Annotated in this window: 17 protein-coding genes; 8 read left to right on the top strand and 9 right to left on the bottom strand. The window is 71.9% G+C overall.

Features of this window, described 5'->3' with window-relative positions:
- Positions 1-48: 48 nt before the first annotated feature.
- Entirely contained in the window at positions 49-1,647 is a 1,599-nt protein-coding gene (locus C6C15_RS00740; RefSeq protein WP_158698491.1) for a DUF5979 domain-containing protein, read from the bottom strand.
- 527 nt (positions 1,648-2,174) lie between these two features.
- Between C6C15_RS00740 and C6C15_RS00735 the strand changes: the two genes are divergently transcribed.
- From C6C15_RS00735 to C6C15_RS00720, 4 genes are all read left to right on the top strand, one after another.
- The gene (locus C6C15_RS00735; protein WP_231919555.1) at positions 2,175-2,912 is read left to right on the top strand and encodes an SGNH/GDSL hydrolase family protein; all 738 of its coding nucleotides are present in this window, start codon (positions 2,175-2,177) and stop codon (positions 2,910-2,912) included.
- A 97-nt stretch (positions 2,913-3,009) separates the two neighbouring features.
- Entirely contained in the window at positions 3,010-3,750 is a 741-nt protein-coding gene (locus C6C15_RS00730; RefSeq protein ID WP_105949024.1) for a peptidase E, read from the top strand.
- Positions 3,747-5,102: an anaerobic C4-dicarboxylate transporter family protein gene (locus C6C15_RS00725; RefSeq protein ID WP_105949023.1), complete on the top strand. Its 1,356-nt coding sequence runs from the start codon at positions 3,747-3,749 to the stop codon at positions 5,100-5,102. The genes C6C15_RS00730 and C6C15_RS00725 overlap by 4 nt, the downstream gene beginning before the upstream one ends.
- 1 nt (position 5,103) lies before the next feature.
- A complete protein-coding gene (locus C6C15_RS00720; RefSeq protein WP_105949022.1) occupies positions 5,104-6,438 on the top strand; it encodes a threonine/serine ThrE exporter family protein in 1,335 nt (444 codons plus the stop codon).
- Here the strand turns inward: C6C15_RS00720 and C6C15_RS00715 are convergent.
- From C6C15_RS00715 to C6C15_RS00695, 5 genes are all read right to left on the bottom strand, one after another.
- Positions 6,435-6,689 (bottom strand): type II toxin-antitoxin system RelE family toxin, encoded by a 255-nt coding sequence (locus C6C15_RS00715; protein WP_060923246.1) that lies wholly within the window; start codon positions 6,687-6,689, stop codon positions 6,435-6,437. The genes C6C15_RS00720 and C6C15_RS00715 overlap by 4 nt on opposite strands.
- Positions 6,686-6,949, bottom strand: coding sequence for a type II toxin-antitoxin system Phd/YefM family antitoxin (locus C6C15_RS00710; protein ID WP_060923245.1), 264 nt, complete (start codon positions 6,947-6,949; stop codon positions 6,686-6,688). Before C6C15_RS00710 ends, C6C15_RS00715 begins: the two co-directional genes overlap by 4 nt.
- 101 nt (positions 6,950-7,050) lie before the next feature.
- Positions 7,051-7,644, bottom strand: a complete 594-nt coding sequence (locus tag C6C15_RS00705; RefSeq protein ID WP_105949021.1) for a DUF305 domain-containing protein — start codon at positions 7,642-7,644, stop codon at positions 7,051-7,053.
- A gap of 66 nt (positions 7,645-7,710) precedes the next feature.
- Positions 7,711-8,100 (bottom strand): DUF6153 family protein, encoded by a 390-nt coding sequence (locus C6C15_RS00700; RefSeq protein WP_105949020.1) that lies wholly within the window; start codon positions 8,098-8,100, stop codon positions 7,711-7,713.
- Between the two features lie 44 nt (positions 8,101-8,144).
- Entirely contained in the window at positions 8,145-8,699 is a 555-nt protein-coding gene (locus tag C6C15_RS00695) for an ECF transporter S component (RefSeq protein WP_158698490.1), read from the bottom strand.
- A gap of 48 nt (positions 8,700-8,747) precedes the next feature.
- Here C6C15_RS00695 and C6C15_RS00690 point away from each other — a divergent pair, with 48 nt between their 5' ends.
- On the top strand, positions 8,748-11,309 hold the full coding sequence (locus tag C6C15_RS00690) for a LuxR C-terminal-related transcriptional regulator (RefSeq protein ID WP_234024193.1): 2,562 nt from the start codon (positions 8,748-8,750) through the stop codon (positions 11,307-11,309).
- A 52-nt stretch (positions 11,310-11,361) separates the two neighbouring features.
- On the opposite strand, the gene C6C15_RS00685 is transcribed toward C6C15_RS00690, so the two are convergent.
- From C6C15_RS00685 to C6C15_RS00675, 3 genes are all read right to left on the bottom strand, one after another.
- On the bottom strand, positions 11,362-16,560 hold the full coding sequence (locus tag C6C15_RS00685) for a DUF7927 domain-containing protein (protein ID WP_105949018.1): 5,199 nt from the start codon (positions 16,558-16,560) through the stop codon (positions 11,362-11,364).
- A gap of 239 nt (positions 16,561-16,799) precedes the next feature.
- Positions 16,800-19,304: an ABC transporter permease gene (locus C6C15_RS00680; protein ID WP_158698489.1), complete on the bottom strand. Its 2,505-nt coding sequence runs from the start codon at positions 19,302-19,304 to the stop codon at positions 16,800-16,802.
- Positions 19,304-20,071, bottom strand: a complete 768-nt coding sequence (locus C6C15_RS00675; RefSeq protein ID WP_105949016.1) for an ABC transporter ATP-binding protein — start codon at positions 20,069-20,071, stop codon at positions 19,304-19,306. The genes C6C15_RS00680 and C6C15_RS00675 overlap by 1 nt, the downstream gene beginning before the upstream one ends.
- 108 nt (positions 20,072-20,179) lie before the next feature.
- Between C6C15_RS00675 and C6C15_RS00670 the strand changes: the two genes are divergently transcribed.
- From C6C15_RS00670 to C6C15_RS00660, 3 genes are all read left to right on the top strand, one after another.
- Complete coding sequence (locus C6C15_RS00670) at positions 20,180-21,424, top strand: sensor histidine kinase (protein ID WP_234024192.1); 1,245 nt, start codon at positions 20,180-20,182, stop codon at positions 21,422-21,424.
- The gene (locus C6C15_RS00665; protein WP_105949014.1) at positions 21,412-22,050 is read left to right on the top strand and encodes a response regulator transcription factor; all 639 of its coding nucleotides are present in this window, start codon (positions 21,412-21,414) and stop codon (positions 22,048-22,050) included. Before C6C15_RS00670 ends, C6C15_RS00665 begins: the two co-directional genes overlap by 13 nt.
- A gap of 218 nt (positions 22,051-22,268) precedes the next feature.
- The gene (locus C6C15_RS00660; protein ID WP_060923280.1) at positions 22,269-22,610 is read left to right on the top strand and encodes a PadR family transcriptional regulator; all 342 of its coding nucleotides are present in this window, start codon (positions 22,269-22,271) and stop codon (positions 22,608-22,610) included.
- The last annotated feature ends 1 nt before the right edge of the window (position 22,611 follow it).

Here is a 22,611-nt window from a genome sequence, read left to right as displayed (position 1 = left end):
CGGGGTGCGGCCGACAGACGTCGGCCGCACCCCGCACGGCACGTGCGATCAGCGGTTCCCGCGGCGTGCGCGTCGCGCGGCCGCCAGTGCACCCCCCATCCCCAGCAGCAGCACCCCGGCGACCAGACCCGTGACCGCGATCTCCCCACCGGTCGAGGCCAGCGATTTGCCCGGAGTTCCCGGCGTGGTCGGCGTGGTCGGCGTGGTCGGCGTGCCGGGCGTGGTCGGAGTGCCCGGCGTCGGCGGCGTGGTCGGAGTGCCCGGCGTCGGCGGCGTGGTCGGCGTCGGCGGCGGCGGCACGACGGACACCGGGTTCTGCACACTCACGGCGACCGTCTCGTCCCCTACGGTGAACCGCTCCGGACTGATCGTCGGAGTGCCCCAGGCGATGCCGGCCACCGACTCGGGCGTGCGCTCGCGGACCGTGACCTCCGCACCGACCGGCAGCGCCGGGCTCGTTACCGGCGATCCCGCCTCGAGCGTGAGCACCCCGGAGCCCGCCGGGAAGCCCCGGCCCGCCGGATACGCGTACTCCAGCACATACCGGGTCTCGGCAGGGATCCGCTCGGTCGCGGCCGCCTCACCGTCGAGGGTCTTCAGCGCCGTGAACCGCCCGACCCGCGTGCCGTTCCCCGTCCCCGAGCCCCCGTGGCGGGTGACCTCCGACGTGACCGTCGACGAGGTCTCGGTGCCGACCCGGATCTCGGCCGCGTTGCGGTAGCTGCCGGCCGCGCCGTCGTCGGTCACGCGCGAGAGATAGTGCACGTTGTAGAAGGCCCCCTCGCGGGCGGTGAAGGTCACGGTGGTGCCGTCCGCGGAGACGGTGTAATCGGAGGCCGGGGCCTCGGTGATCGGCCCCGGCACGACAAGACCGCTGGGGAGCGTCTCCAGGCCGGTGGCCACCCAGAGCGACGGGTAGCGCTCGCCGGCGGCGGATTCGCGCAGGAGTTCCTGATCCGGACCGATGATGTCGGTGACGACGACCTCTTGACCCGCGACCATGCCCTTCGCTCCCGCACCGACGGCGACGTCCCAGGCGATGGTGTCGGAGGAGTTCTGATACTCCCCGCTCTTGAAGTCGGTCCGCCCGCGGAAGTCGCAGTCCGTCGAGCAGGCGAAGGGGTCCGGCTTCACGTCCACGGCGGCCGTGACGTCGCCGAAGTCGTAGGTGACCGTGGTGGTCTCCGTCACCTCGGTGGTCACGGTCGCCCAGAAGGAGAAGCCGCCGGAGAGACCGACGGGGTGCTCCTGCAGGTAGGTGCCGTCGATGTCGCAGACGAGCTGGGCGGCGGTCGTGACGCAGCTCCCGGCCTCCTGGCCATCGTCGTCGAGCAGCGGGAACGCGTCCGGCAGCTCGCGGAGACCCTCGGGGAGATCGACGACGAACCCGGCTGGTGCCACGGGGTCGTCCGGCAGAGACCAGCTCCCGGTGAGCTCGGCCTTCGTACCGCTCGCGACGGCCTTCTCCGTGAAGGCGAGCGACGACACCGTCGCGCTGGTCGTGTACGGCGGCGCCGCCGTCGCGACGACGGGGGCGAGCAGGGCTCCGACGATTCCTCCGACGATCACGGCGAGGGCGGCGACGCGGCGGGCGACGCGGCTCCTCCGCCCCGAGCGGGGTCGGACGGGTGGCGAATGGGTCAGCATGTGTTCCTCCGGTGACAGCCGCGCGCACGCGACGTGGGCACGGTCGAAGATGAGACACGTCGAAGCCCGGCGTACTACGCGCGCTCCGCAGGATTGCGGAACCCGACGACGCTCGCCGCGCGCGTCTCCACGCCGCACGCGAGCGGCGCACCCTTGCTCGCGGCGATGCCGCGAGCTCTCCCCCGGCCCGCAAGGTTCCCCTCCCTCGAACAGGCCGCGAACGACGGTACCCCTCATGCGGCGGATCACAGGTGTTCGCAGCCGCGCGTATATCGGCGTTCCGGAATGGGTCGACGGAACGCCCCCGAGACCGGGGATGTGCGGCGGGCCGGGGGAGCAGCCCGCCGCACGAGGGACTCGATTTCTCCACATCGTCGGGTTGGGGATTCGACGATGTCCTGGGCCGCGGATCCCGTCCGCGCTCACATGCCCAGCCTCGCCCCTCGGGAAACAGGACGGGAACGATGCCGGGGCATTACGCCACCCCGTCAGGAAGCAGGTCGCGGGCGACGGATAAGCTCTGAGGCGTGCCGATCGCCCCCTCCGCCTCCCCCGCCACCGCCTCCGCCGACCTGGGCCGCCTCGCCGCCGCCCTCCGCGACCCCGCACCGTTGAACTGGATCATCACCGGCGACTCGATCACCCACGGCCTGGTTCACACCCAGGGTGGGCGCAGCTACCCGGAGCACCTCCACGAGCTGGTCAGGGGCGAGCTCGAGCGCGTCCGCGACATCGTCCTCAACACCGCGATCAGCGGCAACCGGATCGTCGACATCCTCGACGACTGGGAGCGTCGGGTCGCGGGCTGGCAGCCGGATGTCGTGACCCTCATGGTCGGCACCAACGACGCCTCCGACGGCGGACCACGACCGGTCATCTCGCCGGAGGACTACGCCGCGTCTCTGCACGACTTCGTGCGCCGGGTACGCGGGCTCGGCGCCATCCCGGTGCTCCAGACGCCGCCCGCCATCGACGTCCGCAATGCTCCGGAGCGGGCGCGGATCGCCGACTTCGCCGAGGCCGTCCGCCGGGTCGCTTCCGCGGAGGACGTGATCCTCGTCGACCAGCACGCGCACTTCGCGGAGCTGGGGAACGGCGGCGTGCCGTGGGGCCTCATGAACGATCCGTTCCACCCCAGCGCGGTCGGCCACGCCGCCCTCGCCCTCGAGCTCGCCCGCGTGCTCGGCATCGCGCCGGAGGGCCCCCGCGCCCGCACGACCGCCCTCCTCGAAGGCATGGTGGGCACGGCCCGCGTCTTCGGCTGAGTGGCCCGGATTCACCCGGCCAGGGTGACCGCTCTGGACGGCGGTGACGGCGCGACGCTAGGTTGAGCGCATTCACATCCGACAGTGAGGTGGGGGCATGTCGCACGTCGTCGCAACCGGGGCCGGCAAGGCCATGATGGAACGTCGGAACGATCCGACGCACGAGTACATCCTGAAGCTCACCGGCAAGGAGCGTCCCCGGGTCCTCTTCGTCGGGACCGCGACCGGCGACGACACCGCCTACATCGTGAGCTTCTACTCCACGTACGACTCCGACAGATGCGCGCCCCATCATCTGCCGCTGTTCCACCGCGCGGTCGACGACCTCGCCGGCTTCGTGAAGGGCTTCGACGTCATCCACGTCGGCGGGGGGAACACCGCCAACATGCTCGACGTCTGGAAGCGTCAGGGGCTCGACGTGGTCATGCGCGAGATGTGGGAGGACCCCTCTTCGAACGTCGTGTTCACCGGAGGCAGCGCAGGCGGCATCTGCTGGTTCGAGGGCGGCACGACCGACAGCTACGGCCCCACGCTGCAGGTGCTCCCCGAGGGCCTCGGGTTCCTGCACGGCAGCTTCTGTCCGCATTACGACGCCGAGGACCAGCGCCGGCCCCTCTTCCACGCCTCGCTCCTCAGCGGCGAGCTGTCGACCGGGTACGCGGTGGGCAATCTGCAGTCGCTCCACTTCGAGAACGGCGAGTTCATCACCGCGGTCAGCCCGGTCGAGAACCCTCTGGCGCTGAAGGTCCAGGCGGTCGACGGGAAGATCGTCGAGACCGAGCTGCCCGTGCAGGTCCTCGCCGGATCCGCGCCGATCGTGAAGGGGCCCTCGTCGTGAACGACAGCGTCTGGATCCTCGTCGCGGAGCTCATCGTCGTCGTCCTGGCGATCTTCATGGGCACCCGCACGAGCGGGATCGGCCTGGGCGTGTGGGGCCTCGTCGGCGTCGCGGTGCTCGTGTTCGTGTTCGGGGAGGCCCCCGGCAACGCCCCGGTCGATGCCGTGTTCATCGTCATCACGGTCATCACCGCGGCCTCGACCATGCAGGCCGCTGGCGGCATCGACTGGATGGTGTCGGTGGCCGCCAAGGTCATCCGCAAACGGCCGAAGTCCGTCGTCTTCCTCGCACCGGCGATGTCGTTCCTCTTCACGGTCGGCGCGGGCACCGGCAACATCTTCTACCCGCTGCTGCCGGTGATCTACGACGTCTCCTACCAGCAGAAGATCCGACCGGAGCGGGCGCTGTCGGTCTCGGCCGTCGCCTCGCAGGTCGGCATCCTCTGCTCTCCGGTCTCCGCCGCCACCGCATCGATGGTCGTGCTGCTCGCGCCGCAGGGCGTCGACCTCGGCGGCCTGCTCCTCATCATGTGGCCGGCCTCCATCGCGGGCCTGCTCGTGGCCGCGCTGGTCATGATGCGCCACGGCAAGGACCTCGAGGACGACCCGGAGTACCAGAGGCGCCTGGCGGAGGGACAGATCAAGCCGCCCGTGGTCGACGCGCACGAGAACAAGCTCCCGGCGACCGCCGTACTGTCGGCCTCGCTGTTCCTCGCCGGTGTCGCGGTGATCGTGTTCTTCGGCCTGTTCGAGAACCTCCGTCCGGTCATCGGCACCGACGACGACGGCGATCCGCTGCGCCTGAGCGTCACCGTGATCATCGAGGTCGTCATGGGCATCATCGCCGCACTGATCTTCGTGTTCTGCAAGGTGAAGGCCGCCGACGTGCCGAAGCAGTCCACCTTCCCCGCGGGCATCGTCGGCGCCATCGCCCTGTTCGGCATCGCCTGGCTCGCGAACACGTTCGTCGCCGCGAACCAGACCCTCATCGTCGACGGGCTGGGCTCGGTCGTCTCCGGCTCGTCCGCCTTCCTCGGTGCCCTGCTGTTCGCGCTGGCGCTGTTCGCGGTCGCCATGCTCACGACCAGCCAATCGAGCGCCACGAACGCGATCGTCCCGATCGGCATCACGATCGGGCTGCCCGCCTCTCTGCTGGTGGGGCTGTGGCCGGCGGCGATGGGCATCTACACGCTGCCCGCCAACGGCAGCCAGGTGGCCACGGTCGCGTTCGACCAGACCGGGACGACGAAGATGGGCAAGTTCGTCCTCGACCACTCGTTCCAGCTGCCGAACCTCGTCTACGTCGGCACGGCCATCATCGTCGGGGTGGCGCTGTCGTTCCTGTTCTGGTGACATGACCGACGTCGTCGACCGTTCGGCGCTGCGGCAGTTCCTGCTGGGGTTGGCGCAGGGGATGAACGCGTCGGCGGAGTCCGTCGACCGCATCCGGGACACGACCGCCGAGGTCGCCACGGCGTCGGGCGGAGACGGCGCCGACTTCGTCGTCCTGCCCACCATCATCATCGTGGAGACGGGGGACGCGGAGGAGCAGCGGGTCGCGTTCCGCTCGGCCACGAACGCCTCGTTCCGCTTCGATCAGATCGCCGCGCTGTACGACCTCATCGCGCAGGCGAAGACCGGCGACGTGGACCCGCTGGACGGCATCCGGCGGCTCAACGAGATCGGGGCGATGCGTCCGCGCCTCGGCTGGTTCACCCGGACGCTCGGCCACGCCATCCTCACGACCGGCCTGGCGCTCCTGCTCGCACCGACCTGGCAGGGCGCCCTCGTCGCCTTCGTGCTCGGATTCGGGATCGGCCTGCTCAAACTCGTGCGCTCCCCCACTCTGCAGCTCGTCATGCCCATCGCCGCGGCCTTCGTGTGCGCGGCTGCGGTGTTCCTCCTCGCGGAGGTCATCGAGATCGGCGACCCGATCCGGCTGTTGATCGCCCCGCTGGTCACCTTCCTCCCCGGTGGTGTGCTGACCACGGCGACGGTCGAGCTCGCGGCCGGGCAGATGATCTCCGGTGCATCCCGCCTCATCTACGGCTTCGTGCAGCTCGCGCTCCTCGCCTTCGGCATCCTCGCCGCCGGTGCCGTGGTGGGCGTCTCGAGCGATTCGTACGAGGCCCTCGACGCCTCCTCGTCGTATCTGCCCTGGTGGGTGCCGCTGCTCGGCATCCTCGTGTTCGCACTCGGCAACTACCTGCACTTCTCCTCCCCGCCGTCCACGTTCGGGTGGGTGCTGCTCGCCCTGGTCGTCGCGTACCTCGGCCAGTGGGCGGGAACGGAGTTCATCGACCCGGCAGTGGGCGGGTTCGTCGGTGCGGTCGCCGTCACCCCGGTGGTGTTCTGGATCGCCGGGCTGCGTCACGGAGCCCCCTCGCAGCTCACGTTCCTCCCGGCGTTCTGGCTGCTGGTGCCCGGCGCCGCCGGGCTCGTGGGGCTCACCGAGGCGGTGGCGACCGACAACGGCCTCGCCGACTTCACCGCGGCCCTGGTGTCGGTCATGTCGATCGCGCTCGGCGTGCTCATCGGCACGGCGCTCTATCGCGTCGTGCACCATGGCGCGGAGGAGTTCGTCCAGTTCGCCGTCGCCCCGCCTCCCACCGAGGACGAGGAGCCCGCGCCGACCCTCTGGCACCGCCTCTCTGCTCCGCTGCGCCGCCTGCGCCGCCGCGACGGCTAGCGGTACACCTCGCGACGGTGGCCGGCATGCACGACGACGATCGTCAGGATCCCGTCCTCGATCCGGTAGAGCACCCGGTAGTCGCCCGTCCGCACCCGCCACTCCGGTCGGCCGGTGAGCTTGCGGGCCGCGGGGGGCCGCGGGTCTTCGGAGAGGAGCTCGATGACGGCCTCGATACGTCGCCTCCCCTCGGGAGGGAGCTTGCGGATCGCCCGCACGGCGACCGGCAGGACCTGGACGTCGTAGGTCACGGCACGAGCCCGAGGTCCCGCTTCACCTCTTCCCAGGGGATCGGCGTCTCGTGGAGCCGCGCGGTCTCGTCCCAGGCGGCATCGACCGCGCGGATGTCGGCCAGTTCCTCCGCATCTTCGAGGAGTCGCTCCAGCAGGCTGGCATCGACGACAGCGGCCACCGGGACGTTTCGTCGGGTGAGGTAGACGGGCTCTTCACGCGCCTCGTCGATGATGGACGCCAGCCGCGCCCTGGCCTCCGTGATCGCGATCTCGCTCATGGGTACATGATAGTGCGAAATGTACAGAACAGCGCGGAATGGACAGATCGCGCACGGGCGACGGGCCCCGCGTCGCCTGCGCGACGCGGGGCCGGCGCCGATCAGAGCGTGGCGAGGATCTCCTTCATCTCCGCGATCTCGGCGGTCTGCGCGTCGACGATGTCCTGCGCGAGGGCGACCGCGTCGGCGTTCTCGCCGTCCGCGACCTCCGCCTCGGCCATCTCGACCGCGCCCTCGTGATGCGCGATCATCTGCTCCAGGAACAGTCGGGACGCCTCCGGGCCCGCGGCGGCCTCGAGCGCGGCGAGGTCGTCGTCGCTCATCATGCCGTCGCCGTGATCCATGTCGGCGGGGTCGCCCGCCTCGGCACCCCAGTCGTCGAGCCAGCCCTGCAACTGCTCGATCTCGGGCCCCTGAGCGGCCTTGATCCGCTCGGCGAGGTCGGCGACCCGCGGATCGACGTCATCCTTCGCGAGCACGATGTCGGACATCTCGACGGCCTGCTCGTGGTGGACGACCATCATCGACGCGAACATCGCGTCGGCCTCGTTCGCTCCGGTCAGCGGGGCGTCCGAGGTGGTGTGATCCATACCGGAGTGGTCGGCCGGCCCGGCAGGTGCGGTCGAGGCGCACCCGGCGAGGGCGAGGGTCCCGGCCAGCACGAGGACGGCGGCGGCAGTGGTTCGATTGGTCATTTCTCTCTCATCTCTGTCTGTCGGAAGGGCGTCCGCGGTCGCGGCGCCCGGGCGCATCGGCGCCGATCAGGTCCGACTGATGCAGAGGATGTGGAGTGAGGGAGGACGAAGCGGGGCGGCGGCCGGCTCCACGGGCGAGCGGAAAGCGCGGAGCAGGGGTCCGGTCAGGAGAGCGCGAGAGGGGCGCAGCAGCAGGAGGAGCCCGCCGAGCAGGGCGAGGACGCAGGCCGCCCCGCCATCGTGCACAGGATCACCCGGGACGACGGCCTCGTCCGCTCCGCCCGCCTCGTGCGCTGCCGACGCTGCGGGGTGCGCGGGGGCCGCGTGCCCCGCGACGGCGTGCGCCCCCGGGGTGCCGTGGGTGTCGAGGGCGTGCATGCCGAAAAGGCCGAGGAGGACGCCGCCAACGAGGAGGACGGCGAGCATCGCTCCCTGGAACGCGCGACGACCGACCATGTGTCCATGGTACCCGGTGGGGGTATGTCGACCGGCATGCCGGCTCAGCGGGCGACGCCGGCGCGCCGCAGCAGCCGGCGGACGGCGAGGACGACACCGGCCACCGCGAGCTCGCCGACCACCCGCCCCAGCAGCGTGCCGATGAGCACCGGCGGAACGAGGTGCTCCGGGGAGAAGACGGGGAGGGCGACGACGAAGAGCACCGCACCGGTCACGGCGCCGGCGAGCAGGACACGGGCCGGGCGGACGGGGGCGTCGCGCCGGAACGGCAGCGCCAGGTCGAGGACCACGCCGCCGAGGACGAGCGGAACTACGCCGAGCAGCCCGATGGGCGACACCGCGACCGTCAGCACACCGGTCACGAAGGCGGCCAGCGTCGCCATCCCCGGCACGCGGGTGACGACGCGCGCGAGGAAGGGCAGTGCGGTGTGCACGGCCGCGACCAGGGCATACGCGGGAGGGGAGGCGGCGGCGAGCACGCTCGTGATCGGCACGACGGCCAGGAAGACGAGGGCCTGGACCGCGCCGAGCGCGGCGCTCACGAGGAGGGCGCTGGTCGGCACGCGGCGGGAGGACACGGGGGCTGTCGGACCACTCACCCCTCCGAGCCTAGAACCGTGGGCGGGTTGGATATCGTAGGGGTGGGGATGCGTACCTGGGGAGGGACGATGCCGGCTTTCGGCGCGCAAGGGGACAAGAGGTTGCCGCGGGTTTCCGCGCACGTCATCGGACGTCCGCGGGTGAACGCCGCGCTGGACGACGGAGCTCCGCTCACACTGCTGCGCGGAGCCGCGGGCTCCGGGAAGACCACCGCCCTGGTGGGCTGGGCCTTCACCTCCCCCGACCGCGTCGTATGGCTCACGGCCACGCCCGCGCTGGCGACGAGCGCGGCCCTCGCCGCCGCCCTGCTGCGGGTGCTGCGCGGCGCGGGGGAGGTCGTCGGCGGCGGCCATCGTGCCTCGGACACCGGGGAGGGGTGGCCGGCCGTCGCCCAGTACCTGTGCGATCACCAGGAGCCTCTCATCCTCGTGCTCGACGACGCCGCCGCGCTCGACCGGGATGCGGTCTTCGACCTGTGCCGCACGGTCGCCGTCCCGCCGCACGTCCGCCTGATCGTCGCCACGAACCGCCCCAGCCCGTTCGACAGCGAAGGCATCGGCCTGGTGATCGACACCGCGCTGATCTCTCCGGAGGACCTCGCGTTCGACACGGACGAGATCCGCCGCGCTCTCGGCGTCGACGGGGACACCGCCGTCGCCGTGCGGGAGGCGACCGAGGGGTTCGCGGCGGTCATCCGCGCCGTCGCCCTCCGCGGCCGTGTCCCCGACGGCGCGACGATCGTGGAGGTCGCGACCGCGGCGGTCGACGACTACCTCCGCAGCCGCATGGAGGAGGGCACGTTCGGCGCCGGCGTCCTCGAAGGCCTGATCCGGATCAGCATCACGGACACCGTCGATCTCCCGTTGGCCCAGGCCCTCAGCAGTGATCCCGACATCGGCGCCGCCCTCGATGAGGCCGAGGCGTTCGGCTTCGGGCGGTGGTCGACGGAATCCGGGCGCCGGACCTTCACGATCGCCGCGCCGGCTCGCGCACTTCTGCGCCGCGACCTCCTGGAGCGCTTCCCGGCCGAGATCCGCCTGCTCCGGCGCCTCGCGATCGAGGGTGCGCTGCGGCGCGACGCCCCCTTCGAGGGGCTCCGCCTGGCGATGGAGGAGGACGACCTCCACCTCGCCGCCCACGTCATCATGTCGGGCTGGAGCCACCTTCTGGATCACGACGGCCGCCGGGTCGTGGCGCTGCTGGGCGACCTGCCCCTCGCGCGGCTCAAGCAGGAGCCGCTGGTGGCGATGCTGCTGGGCATCTGCCTCAACGCCAACCGACTCCGCCGGGTGCGCGGCCTGCAGCTGCTGCGGATGGCGATCTCCGCCGCGAACGCCCGGCGGAGCGCCCTCTCGCCGACGGAGCGCCTGTTCATCTGGACCGCGGAGAGCGCGGCGCTGCGGGTGGTCGGGATGCCCGAGCGGGCCGGGCAGGTCGCGGCCCGCGCGCTCGCGCTGTACACGGAGACCTCGGAGTCGCAGTGGCAGCAGTACGCGATCGAGATGCCGCTGCTGTGTACGCACCTCGGGATCTCGCTGTACTACGGCGGTCGCCGCGATCGGGCCCTCCCCCTCTTCGACGAGGCCGCCGCCCTCGCCGCATCCCAGGGCACAGGCAACGCCTTCCACGCCGTGAGCCTGCTCAGCGGGATCCACGCCCTCAACGGCGACCTCCCGGAGGCGCGGCACTACGTCGAGATCATCCGGGACGGCTCGTGGGACCCCGCCCTGCTGGACGGGTACCGCGGCACGTTCTACCGCGTCGCGGAAGCGATGCTCGCCGTGGAAGAGGGCGACCTCGCCACGGCCAAGCAGCACGTGCGCGCCTTCGAGCCGCACCGGGCGACGAGCGAGCACTGGACGACGATGGCGACCGTGGAAGCCTGGATCGCACTGCACGACGGCGACGCCGCCGCCGGACTGGAGCGTCTGGAGTCGTTCGGGAGGATGCGCGGGCGCGAGGCCGGAGCGGCGTCGGCACGCCAGGCATTGAGTCGCCCCCGGATCCTGCTGCACCTCGCCCTCGGCGACGTCCGCGCCGCGCGCAGCGTCAAGCAGCGCGACGCCGGGACGGACCGGTTCGGCACCCTCCTGGAACGGGCCAGGATCGCCCTGATCGACGGTCGCGCTCCGGACGCGGTGCGACTGCTCGCCACGACGCGCCTCGAACCGACGACCTCCCGCGAGCGCGCCGAGGCCGCCGCGGTGCACAGTGCGGCGCTCCACCGCGTCAGCCCCGCCGCTGCGCAGGCTGTGACCGAGGCGCTGCACGCCCAGCTCGCCGATCGGGACCTGCGCACTCCGCTGGCCCTGCTCGGCGCCGAGGACTTCGCCGCCGTCCGGGCCGACCTGGCTCCGGTCGGCGACCCGCCGCTGCCCACCCGCTCGGCGTTGCCGTCGTTCGCGGCGCGCCCGAAGCTCTCCTCGCGAGAGCAGGTGGTGCTGCACGCGCTCACGACCGGGGCACCGCTGCCCGAGATCGCCGCGGAGCTGCGGGTCTCGCCGAACACCCTGAAGACGCAGCTCCGCAGTATCTACCGCAAGCTCGACGCGGCCAACCGCACGGAGGCGCTCGAACAGGCCGCCCGGCACGGACTCCTCCCGGGATGACGAAAGCCCCGCCCGTCGGACACGACGGGCGGGGCCTCCTTCTTCGGAACCGTCAGCTCCGCATGCGGCGACGTCGCACCACCAGCAGCACCGCGCCGCCGATCAGCAGGGCGATCGCGAGGCCGAGGATCCACGGCGCCAGCTGTCCGCCGGTGAGGGCGAGCGGCGTCAGCACCCGGTTCTCGGTCGTGCTCGTCGGCGGGGTGATCGTCTCCCCGCCGGGAGGCGTGGCCGAGGCGGTGGCCACGTTCCGCAGCGTCGCCCCCGCCGCGTCGGCGTGCACGGTCACCGTGTAGGTGATCACGACGCGCTCTCCCTCGGCGAGGCTGCCGGTCCAGCGCAGCGTCGTGCCGTCGATCTTCGGCGCGGCCACCACACGGTCACCCACCGTGGCGGTCGCCGTGCCGCGGAGGTCGGCATGCCGCAGCACTCCGGTCAGGTCGTCCGTGACGACGACCTCGTCCAGACCCGTCTCGCCGGTGTTGGTGCCGGTGAGCGTGTACGTCACGACGCTGCCCGTCGCGACGGCGGAGCCGGATGCGGGGTCGGACGACTTGACGAACGTGAAGCCCGGGGTGCCGACGGGGTTCTCCGTCGTCACCGGCGGCGGGGTCAGCTCGGCGCCGCCGGGAGGCGTGGCCGTGCCCTCGACGGTGTTCGCGATGATCGCACCGCCGGCGTCGCCGTGCACGGTCACCGAGTAGGTGATCGTGACGCGCTGGCCGACCGCGAGGTCGCCGACCCAGGTGAGCTCGTCGCCCGCGACGACGGGAGCAGACGTGGTGCCGTCGCTCAGGGTCGCCGTCGCGTCGCCGTTGTAGGCGGCGTGGGCGAGCACGGCCGACAGGTCGTCGACGATGCGGACCGGAGCCAGCGCCGTCTCCCCCGTGTTCACGCCGGTCACCGTGTAGGTGACGACGCTGCCTGGGTCGACCCGGGTGCCGGAGGCGGGATCGGCGAACTTGCGCAGCTCGAAGCCGGGCTCGTTGACGGGGTTCTCGGTCGTCGCCGGCGGCGTCTCGATCGGCGGCACCCCACCCGGCGGGGTCGCCGAGCCGGAGGCCGAGTTCTCGAGGACGGCGCCGCCGGCATCCGCGCGCACGGTCACCGAGTACGTGATCGTGACGCTCTCGCCGACCTGCAGCGCACCCGTCCAGGACAGGCGGTCCTCGGCCACCGTCGGCGCGGTCGTCGCCGTGCCGCCGATCGTCGCGGTCGCGTCGTCGTTGTACTCCGCGTGCGCCAGGACACCGGAGAGGTCGTCGGCGATGGTGACGGGGTCGAGAGCCGTCTCGCCCGTGTTCACACCGGTCACCGTGTAGGTGAGGACGCTGCCCGGGTCGACCGCCGTGCCCGCAGCCGGGTCGACGCTCTTCGAGACCGAGAATCCGGGCTCGTTGACCGGGTTGGTCGTGACACCGGGCGGCGGGGTGATCGTCGATCCCCCCGGCGGGGTCGCCGTCGCGGACGCCGCGTTCTCGATCACGGTGCCGACGCCGTCGGCGCTCACGGTCACGGAGTAGGTGACGGTCACGGTCTGGCCGACCGCGAGCGCCCCCGTCCACGACAGCTCGGTGCCGTCCAGGGTCGCGGGAGCCGCAGCAGCACCTGCGATGCTCGCCACGGCGTCCGCATTGAACGTCGCGTACGGCAGCACACCGGACAGGTCGTCGGTGATCGTCACCGGGTCGAGCACCGTCTGGCCCGTGTTGACCGCGGTCAGCGTGTAGGTGAGCACGTCACCCGGGTCGACAGCGGTACCGGCGGCGGGGTCGACGGTCTTGGCGAACGTGAAGCCGGGCTCGTTCACCGGGTGCTCCGTGCTCGACGGCGGCGGCGTGATCGGCGTGCCGGGAGTCGTGGGACTCTCGGGGTCGCTCGGGTCGGCGGGGATCAGCGGGGTCGCCTCTCCGGTGGCCGTGTTCGCGATGGTCTCGCCGCCGGCGGTGGCGTCGACGGTCACCGAGTAGGTGATCACGACGTCCTGGCCGGGACGCAGCACGCCGTTCCACGAGAGGGCGCCGTCGGCCACGCGGACGTCGCCGCGGGTGGCGGACACGTCGTCGTTGTACGACGCGTGGGCCAGCGCCGCGCGCAGGTCGTCGCCGATCTCGACCGGGTCGAGGACGGTGTCGCCCGTGTTGCGGCCGGTCACGGTGTACGTGATCACGCTGCCGGGGTCGACGCGCGTGCCCGTCGCCGGGTCGGCCGTCTTGGTGACGGTGAACCCGGGCGTCGCGACGGGGTGCTCCGTCGTCGCCGGCGGGGTCTCGACCGGGGTGCCCGGCGTGGTCGGGCTCTCCGGGTCGGTCGGGTCGGTCGGGATCAGCGGGGTGCCCTCACCGGACACCGTGTTACGGAGCAGCACGCCGGTCGCATCCTCGTCCACCGTCACCGTGTAGGTGATGTCGACGCGGTCGCCGGGAGCGAGCGTTCCGGTCCAGGTGAGCGTGGTGCCGGAGAGCGCGACGGATCCGGACGAGGCCTTCGCGTCGCCGCCGTACTCCGCGTTCGCGAGGACGGCCGAGAGGTCGTCGACGATGGTCGCGGGGTCGAGGACCGTGTTGCCGGTGTTGACGCCCGAGACCGTGTAGGTGAGGGTGTCGCCCGCGCGGACGGCGGTGCCGGAGGCCGGGTCGGCCGACTTCGAGACCTCGAAGCCGGTGTCGACGACGGGGTGCTCCGTCTCCGCCGCGGGCGGGACGATCGGGGTCCCCGGGGTCTTCGCTCCGGAGGGGTCGGCGGGGTCGGTCGGGATCTGCGGCGTGGCCGATCCGGTGACGACGTTGTGCAGCAGGGCCTTCTCGACACCCGCATCCACCGTCACCGTGTAGCGGATCGTGACCGATTCCCCGCGCGGGATGGCCCCGGTCCAGGTGAGGGTGGCGTCGGCGACCCGCACGGAGCCGCGGTCGGCCGTGACGTCGTCGTTGTAGCCGGCGGAGCCGAGCACGCCCGACAGGTCGTCGACGATCTCCGCGGGATCGAGGTCGGTGTCGCCCGTGTTGGTGCCGGTGATCGTGTAGGTGATCGTGTCGCCCGCCGACACGGCCGTGCCGGAGGCGGGGTCGGCCGACTTCGAGATCGTGAAGCCGGAGCCGATCACGGGGTGCTCGGTGCTGACCGTCGGCGGGACGATCGGCTCACCGGGAACCTGCGGCCCGGTCGGGTCGCCCGGGTTCGGGGTGGTCGGGGTGCCCGATCCGGTCACGCTGTTGCGCAGGATCTCGCCGGAGGTGTCGTCGCCCACGGTCACCGAGTACGTGATAGTCACGGTCTGTCCGGGCTGGAGCGTTCCGGTCCAGGCGAGGTCGTTCCCGGTCAGGGTCGCACCGCCCGTGGTCACGGTCGTGCCGCCGACCGTGGTCGTGATGTCGTCGTTGAACGCGGCGTTCGCGAGCACGCCGGAGAGGTCGTCGGTGACGGTCACCGGGTCGAGGACGGTCGCGCCGGTGTTCGTGCCGGTGACGGTGTACTCGATGGTCTGGCCCGGCTCCACCACGGTGCCTGCGGCGGGATCGGAGGTCTTCGCGACCTCGAAGCCGGCGACCGGGTGCTCGGTGGTGACGGCCGGAGGGGTCGTCGGGGGCAGGCCCCCGGGTGGGGTGCCGGATGCGGTGACGCGGTTGGCGATGCGCTCGCCCTCCACGCCCCCGTCGACGACGACGGAGTAGGTGATCGTGAGCACCTGCCCGGGCTCGAGGGCGCCGGTCCAGGCCAGGTCGTCGCCCGTGACGGTGGCGGCGCCGGACGACACCGGGTCGCCGTCGATCGCCGTCGCCACGTCGCCCTGGTACTCGGCGTTGGCGAGCACACCCGACAGGTCGTCGGTCACGGTGACCGGGTCGAGGCGGGTGTTGCCGGTGTTCTCGGCCTGCACCGTGTAGGTCAGTCGCTGGCCGGCCTGCACCGCTGTGCCGTCGGCGGGGTCGGAGGTCTTGCGGAGAGCGAGGTCCGGCGCGAGGCGGACGTTCGTGTACGTGCACGTGACGTCGGTGCCCAGCGGACCGGCCGGCTGGGTGACCTGTCCGTCGGCAGTGACGGCCACCGGGGTGGTCGAGCCGTCCGCGTTCACCTGCCGGCAGACGAGGGAGGCGTCATACCTCGTGAGGTCGGTCGAGCCCGCCGCCGATTCGGACAGCCGGAAGGTGTCCCCCTGGTTCGTGAAGACGGGGCCGGCGTAGTCCGGCTGCAGACCGGAGCGGTCGCCGCGGGTGACGGCGTCGGTCTGCGCGACCTGGTAGCCGGCCGGCGACTGCACCCGGAGGCCGAACTGATCGGTCGCGGCGTGGCGGCCCTCGGGGAGGTCCTTCTTCAGCGTCAGCGTGTTCGGGAACGTGCAGCTCGCCATGTCGGTCGGCGAGAACGTGCCGAGCTGGGTCGTGTTGACCGTCTGCCCGCGGGGCAGGTCGACCTCGATGATGCGGTTGCCGCCGCCGGAGACCGAGACGAAGATGTGGCCGAGGTTGCCGAACGCGATGCCGTTGCCCTGCACGCCGGCGCCCATGTCGTGCACCTGCTTGGCGTCGATCGTCGCGGTGCTGGGTTCGAGCGTGGCCGGGAGGTCGGAGGAGTAGATGAAGTTGTCGGCGACGAGCACGAGCTGACCGGAGGCGCTGAAGGCCATGTCGCCGTTGGCGCCGAACGCGCTGCTGCCCCTGGTCGGACGGAGGGTTCCGACCTGCACGTAGTCCTGCGGCGTGACCTTCTCGTTCCACGCGTAGAGGTTGATGGCGCCGTTCACCGTGCCGCTGGCGAAGTAGTAGACGCCGGTCACGGGGTGCACGGCACCGCGCAGCACCGAGGAGTTCAGCGTGAACGTCGTCTGCGCGGTCGTGTCGGTGACGCGGTCGTGCTTGGCCAGCGTCTTGGTTCCCGCGGCATTGGTGACCGTGTAGGCGTACCGCCCGGTCGAGGAGAGCCCGAGGGCGTTGTTGGAGTGGTTCGCGCCGAGGTTGATGGAGCCGAGCGTGCCGCCGTCGCCGGGGGCACCGCCCTGCTCGTTCACGGCGAACTCGCGCACCTCGGTGGCGCTCTGCACGTACACCGCTCCGGGCGTGCACAGGAACGGCTCCGCCGCGGCGGCCGGTGCGGCGGTCAGCGCCCCGCCGACGACGATCATCGACGACGCGACGAGCGCCGTGCTCACGGCACCGCCGATCAGCCTCTTCGTCCGGCCCCGCCAGCGGCTGTGCCGCTCCGGCGGAAGGCCATCGGACGTGCGGTCCTTGCGGGCAACACGGAATCCCATGACTGCTCTCCCCATTCATCGCGTTCCGGCACGCATCCGCGCACACGGAAGCCCCCGCCCCCTCAGGCGACCGCCGAGCACCCTTTCGGGCAGGGTGGACTCGGTCCGGGCCTCCGCCAGCCTGCCGGTCCGCCGCGGAGCCCTCCGGCCGAAGCGGAGGAATTCACCCCTCGTTTTCACCCCCGGCGCACGCCGGAGGGCGCACCGGGATCCCGATGCGCCCTCCGGTGGTCGCGGAGCTACTCGCGGGAGCCGATCTCCTCGATCGGACGACGATGCAGCGCGGCCTCCGTCGCGACGCGCAGCGCGACGAGGGCCAGCGCCCCCATGCCGCCGATGATCGCGAGGGAGCCGAGCACCGGCATCGCCGGGAGCGGCTGCCCGGAGATGCCGTAGCTCATGCCCATCAGCGGCGGGATCGCCACCAGCACGCCGAAGACCATCGAGAGACCCGCGATCAGGATCGCCTCGGTGCGCATCGTGGCGCGCACCTGGCCCCGGGAGGCGCCGATGAGCTGCAGGAGGGCGAACTCCCGGGACCGCTCCCCCGTCGCCATCACGAGGGTGTTCACGACGGCGATCGCGATATACCCGAGGATGACCAGCAGGCCGATGAGGCTCACCCACCCCTGCTGCGAGACGGCACCGGTCGTGCTCGCCTTCTGCCCCGACCCCGGGGCCACCTGCAGACCGTCGGCGGCGAGGGCGTCGGCCGCGCCCGAACCGTCCACCGACACGAGCGCGAACGAGTCGAGTCCTGCGGAGGTGTGCGCGCGGATGTGGTCGGCGGCCATGGTGAGATCCCCGAAGCCGAGACCTCGTTGGTAGATGCCGACCACGGTCGCCTCCAGGGGTGAGCCGTCGCCGAGCGCGCCCGTCACCGGGTCGCCGATGTCGAGGCCGAGCGTGTGGGCCATATCGGCGCTGACGGCGACGGTCGCACCGCCGTCGAGGGCGGCGAGAGGCCCTTCCCGCACCCGCAGGTCGAGCAGGCCGTCCACCGTCGCCGGGTCGACACCCTGCAGCACGTACTCCGTGCGTTCGACCTTGCCTTCGATGTCGAGCGAGTCGATCACCGCGGTGCTGACGACCACGCCGGTCGCGGCAGTCACCCCCGGCTTGCCGCGCAGCCCGCCGACGACGTCGGGGGAGAGCCCGGCCGGGGCCGCCACCCGCAGGTCGGCGATGACCCCGGCCCTCGCCTGGGTCGCCGCCTCGTCCGCGACGATCGCCGGCCCGCCGATCTGCACGAGACCCAACCCGATACCGAGGGCGATCGGGAGGACGGCGGCCGCCATGCGCCGGCTGCCCGCGGTGGTGTGGGCGGCGGCGAGGAATCCAGCCGCCGAGGAGCGGCGCAGCACGGGGCCGACGAGGCGCACGCACAGGGCGACGAGCCACGGCCCCAGCAGCGCGAGAGCGACGATGAGCAGGATCGCCGCACCGGCCGACGCACCGACGGCGGCGTCTCCGCGGACGGTCAGAGGGACGGTGGAGATCGAGACCCCGGCGGCGGCGAAGACGATCCCGGTGATGACGCGGGGCAGGCCGATCGGACCAGGACCCGTCGACGACTCGCGCAGCGCCTCGATGGGATCGAGGCGGGCAGGACGCCGCGCGGCGATGCGCGCCGCACCCCAGGCCGAACCGAGCACCAGCACCAGGGCGGCCAGTGCCGGGAACGGGCTCAGCGCGAGGGCGAAGTCGCCGGGGATCACGCCGCCCGCGACGAACGCCGACTGCAGCGCGGAGGACAGCAGGTACCCCGGAGCGATCCCGAGCAGCGCGGCAACGACCGCGATCGTGAGCACCTCCCTGGCGATGAGGGAATGCACCTGCGACGAGGTGGCCCCGACGGCACGGAGCAGCGCGTACTCGCGCCGACGCGCCTGCACCGACAGCGACAGCGTCCCCGCGACGATGAAGAGGGCGACGAGGATGCAGGTGCCCACGAAGGCGCTGCCGATCGCGACGAGCAGGGTGCGTGCCGCCGCCGAGTCGAGGAACTCCACGTCGCCGCGGGCGTCTCCGGTCCGGGCGACCAGCTGCGGGAACGCCTCGCGGATCGCGGTCGCCACCGGTTCGGGGTCCCCGTCGACGAACACGCCCAGCGCCTGCGGGGCGCCGCCGTGCGGGTCGAGGTCGCGGATGCGCTCGTCCGTCAGGAACACCGGCACCGCACGCTCCGGCAGCGCCTCTGCCGTCACCAGGCCGACGACCATGAAGGTCGCCGGGGTGCCGCCGTGGGCCAGCTTAAGGGTGTCGCCCACGGCGTGGCCGGTACCGGCGAGCACCACGGCCTCGTCACCGGCAGCGGGTTCCCGGCCCTCTGCGAGCGTGAAGCCGGTGAGCGCCGTCGCGGACCAGGGGTGCGCCTCGAACACGGCATCCGTCGTCCCGCCCCGGAGCGCCAGGGGGACGGTCACGTCGGCGACCACGGCCTCGACTCCGGGCAGCGCGGCGATCTCCCGCGCGGCGTCGGCGGGAACGGGAGCGCGCTCGCGCAGCGGTACCGGCAGGTCTTCCGGCACGTCGACCTGCTGCACGGCCCCGACGACGACCTCGGCCGCCGTGTAGCGCTGCGGGGCGAGGCCGCCGCGGATGCCCGACTCGACGAGCACGCCGAGCCCCGTGACGAGCGCGCTCGCGACGAAGATGGCGACGAACACCCCGGCCAGACTGCGCCGATGGTGACGGAGGTCGGCGCGGACGATGCGCCCGAGCCCGAGGGTCGAGGCGGACATCACCACTCCCCCAGCGTGCTCATGCGATCCGTGATCTGCTGCGGGCTGCCGCCGTCGAGATGTCCGGCGAACGCCCCGTCGGCGAGGAAGATCACCCGGTCGGCGTGCGAAGCCACCACCGGGTCGTGCGTGACGACCACGACGGTCTGGTGCAGTTCCTTCGCGGTATGGGCGAGGAGATCGAGGACCTGCTTCCCGGTGCGGGAATCCAGGGGGCCGGTGGGCTCGTCGCCGAACACGACGTGCGGTCGCGTGATGAGCGCCCTGGCGATCGCGACGCGCTGCTGCTGTCCGCCGGAGAGCTCGGCGGGGCGGCGGTGGCGGCGGTCGGTGAGGCCCACCGCGTCGAGCAGGGTCTCCAGCCAGCGATGATCCAGGCCCTGCCGTCCGAGGCGCAGCGGGAGGGTGATGTTGTCCTCCACGCTGAGCGCCGGAAGCAGGTTGTAGGCCTGGAAGACGAACCCCACGTGGTCGCGGCGGAAGGCCGTGAGCTGCCGGGGCTTGAGCGCGGAGATCTCGGTGCCGCCGAGGTGCACCGTGCCGCTGGTCGGGCGGTCGAGCCCTGCGGCACTGTGCAGCAGGGTGCTCTTGCCCGAGCCGGACGGCCCCATGATCGCGGTGAACGAACCCCGCGCGATGGCGAGATCGATGCCGCGGAGGGCGGTCACCCGGGCGCTGCCGGAACCGTAGGTCTTGACGAGGCCGCTGAGGCGCAGGGCCTCGGCCGGAGCCGCTTCGACGAGCGGCGGAGAGGAGAGGAAGGTCATGCTTCGACGGTAGGAAGGCCGGGCGACCGCCCCCATCCCGCACGGTCCCGCATCGATGGTGGAGCTGGCTCTACCGCGGGCGGCGGGACGCTCGGGCAGACTTGCAGGGTGAAGGACGGATGGATGCGCCGGTGGCTGCGCGGATGGCTGCCCGATGCGCGGTTCCTCGCCGTCGAACTCGGCGCCTCCGTCGTGTCCCTCGCGCTGTTCTGCGTCATCCTCGTGCTGCTGCCGCTCATGCTCATCACGGGCGGAGTGCTGTTGCTTCCGCAGGTCGTGCAGGTGCTGCACGCCTGGAGCGACCGCGCGCGGCGACGGGTCGGACGACGACGCGGGGAGGATCTGCCGCCACTCGGGCGCACACTGCCGCGCGGTGCGACGATCGACGAGCGTCTGCGCTTCGCCTTCTCCCGCTCCACCGCTCGCGATGCGCTGTGGCTCACCGTGCACGCCTTCCCGGTGATGTGGCTGTCGCTGCTGACGCTCGCGCTGCCCCTGTCCGCCGTCAACAGCCTCGCGGTCACCTGGTACTGGCAGTTCGCCCCGGCCGACGACCCGGTGGGCTCACCGTACCCGGTCACGTCGTGGGAGCTCGCGTGGACCATGCCGCTCGTCGCCCTCGCCTATGCGGTGGGCGCGCTGTTCCTCGTGCCGGCGGTCGCCCGACTGGTGGCCTTCGTCTCGGCGAGGCTCCTCGCGACGCCGCAGAAGTCGCGCCTCGCCGCCCGCGTCGACGCGCTGACGCGCAGCCGCGCGGCCGCGCTCGACGCCCACGCCGCCGAGCTCCGTCGCATCGAGCGCGATCTGCACGACGGCGCCCAGAACCGCCTGGTGAACGTCGTGATGATGCTGGGGATCGCGGAGCGCGCCCAGGAGACCGGCGGCGATGTGATCGAGCCGTTGCACCGTGCGCAGGATGCCGCGGCCGATGCCCTCGCCGGCCTCCGGCGCACGGTGCACGACATCTATCCGCCGATCCTCGATGAACTGGGTCTCGAGGGGGCGCTCGCGTCGCTCGCCGGGCGCAGCGTCGTGCCGTGCACGCTCGACGCCGCGCACATCGGCCGAGTGCCGGCAGCGGTCGAGTCGGCGTCGTATTTCGTGGTCGCGGAGGCGCTGACCAACGTGAACAAGTACAGCGCCGCCACGCGAGCCGCCGTGCGCGTGGAGCGGGAGGGCGAGCTGCTCCTCATCACGGTGGAGGACGACGGGGCCGGCGGCGCGATCGAGCGTCCGGGCGGAGGTCTCGCCGGGATCCGGTGCCGGGTGGAGGCGTTCGAGGGCACGATGGACCTGTCGAGTCCCGCCGGGGGACCCACCATCCTGCGGACGGAGCTGCCATGCGGATCGTGATCGCGGAGGACGACACCCTGCTGCGGGAGGGCCTCGCGCTCCTGTTGCGCAGCGAGGGCTTCGACGTGATCGGCGCCGTGCCGGACGCGGACGGGTTCCTCGCCCTCCTCGACGAGGCCGATGCGGCGGTGGTCGATGTGCGGATGCCGCCGACCTTCACCAGCGAGGGGCTCAAGGCCGCGGCCGAGGCGAGAGCCCGCCGCCCCGGCTTCCCGGTGCTCGTGCTCTCGGCGTATGTGGAGGACCGTTACGCGGGGGAGCTCCTCGCGGCGGGGGCGGACGGCCTCGGCTACCTGTTGAAGGAGCGCGTGGGCAAGGTCGCCGCGTTCGTCGACGCCCTGCGCCGGGTGGCCGCCGGGGGGACCGTGATGGACCCCGAGGTCATCTCGCAGCTCATGAGCCGACGTCGCGCCGACGACCCCGTGCAGACCCTCACTCCGCGGGAGCGTGAGGTGCTCGGGCTCATGGCCGAGGGCCTGGACAACACCACCATCGCCGCACGCTTGTTCGTGACGGAGACCGCGGTGAGCAAGCACATCGGCAACATCTTCGCCAAGCTCGGGCTGGCCGCCAGCGACAGCGGCCACCGTCGGGTCCTCGCCGTCCTCGCCTATCTCCGCGGCTGACGCTTCCGCTCCCTCCCCTCTTTCGCTGAGACCCCGGGTTGTCGTCGACACCCCGGGGTTTTCGCGTCTGCAGCCCGGGGTCTCGCCGCGTACCCGGGGTCCCGGCGAAAAGATTCAGTATTCGGTGTTGCTAAGTACCGGTACTCAGTGTTACTTTGTACCGGTACCCAGCAATACTGAGTACCGAACGGAAGAAACAGGAACGAGAGGAGGGGACGATGGGCAAGCAGATGACCGAGATGCTCAAGGGAACCCTGGAGGGCATCGTGCTGGCCCTCCTCGCCGAGCAGCCGGCCTACGGGTACGAGATCACCGCGCGCCTGCGGGAGCACGGATTCACCGACACCGCGGAAGGCACCGTCTACGCCCTGCTGGTCAGGATCGAGCAGAAGAAGCTCGTGGACGTCGAGAAGGTGCCGAGCGAGAAGGGCCCGCCCCGCAAGGTGTACACCCTCAATGCGCAGGGCCGACAGGAGCTGGAGGAGTTCTGGACGACCTGGGACTTCCTCCGCACGCACATCGAACGACTCAACACGAACACCACGGACAAGGGGAACTGAC

It is taken from the genome of Microbacterium sp. str. 'China' (genome assembly GCF_002993305.1).
Classification (GTDB): Bacteria; Actinomycetota; Actinomycetes; order Actinomycetales; family Microbacteriaceae; genus Microbacterium; species Microbacterium paraoxydans.
This window is presented reverse-complemented; position numbering and strand designations above follow the sequence as displayed.

Bases quoted from the DNA above. Each gene is read 5' to 3' on its own strand.
- C6C15_RS00730 (WP_105949024.1), top strand. From the start codon at position 3,010: ATGTCGCACGTCGTCGCAACCGGGGCCGGCAAGGCCATGATGGAACGT.
- C6C15_RS00710 (WP_060923245.1), bottom strand. From the start codon at position 6,949: ATGAGCGAGATCGCGATCACGGAGGCCAGGGCGCGGCTGGCGTCCATC.
- C6C15_RS00705 (WP_105949021.1), bottom strand. From the start codon at position 7,644: ATGACCAATCGAACCACTGCCGCCGCCGTCCTCGTGCTGGCCGGGACC.
- C6C15_RS00700 (WP_105949020.1), bottom strand. From the start codon at position 8,100: ATGGTCGGTCGTCGCGCGTTCCAGGGAGCGATGCTCGCCGTCCTCCTC.
- C6C15_RS00680 (WP_158698489.1), bottom strand. From the start codon at position 19,304: ATGTCCGCCTCGACCCTCGGGCTCGGGCGCATCGTCCGCGCCGACCTC.
- C6C15_RS00690 (WP_234024193.1), top strand. From the start codon at position 8,748: ATGCGTACCTGGGGAGGGACGATGCCGGCTTTCGGCGCGCAAGGGGAC.
- C6C15_RS00740 (WP_158698491.1), bottom strand. From the start codon at position 1,647: ATGCTGACCCATTCGCCACCCGTCCGACCCCGCTCGGGGCGGAGGAGC.
- C6C15_RS00675 (WP_105949016.1), bottom strand. From the start codon at position 20,071: ATGACCTTCCTCTCCTCTCCGCCGCTCGTCGAAGCGGCTCCGGCCGAG.
- C6C15_RS00720 (WP_105949022.1), top strand. From the start codon at position 5,104: ATGACCGACGTCGTCGACCGTTCGGCGCTGCGGCAGTTCCTGCTGGGG.
- C6C15_RS00685 (WP_105949018.1), bottom strand. From the start codon at position 16,560: ATGGGATTCCGTGTTGCCCGCAAGGACCGCACGTCCGATGGCCTTCCG.
- C6C15_RS00660 (WP_060923280.1), top strand. From the start codon at position 22,269: ATGGGCAAGCAGATGACCGAGATGCTCAAGGGAACCCTGGAGGGCATC.
- C6C15_RS00665 (WP_105949014.1), top strand. From the start codon at position 21,412: ATGCGGATCGTGATCGCGGAGGACGACACCCTGCTGCGGGAGGGCCTC.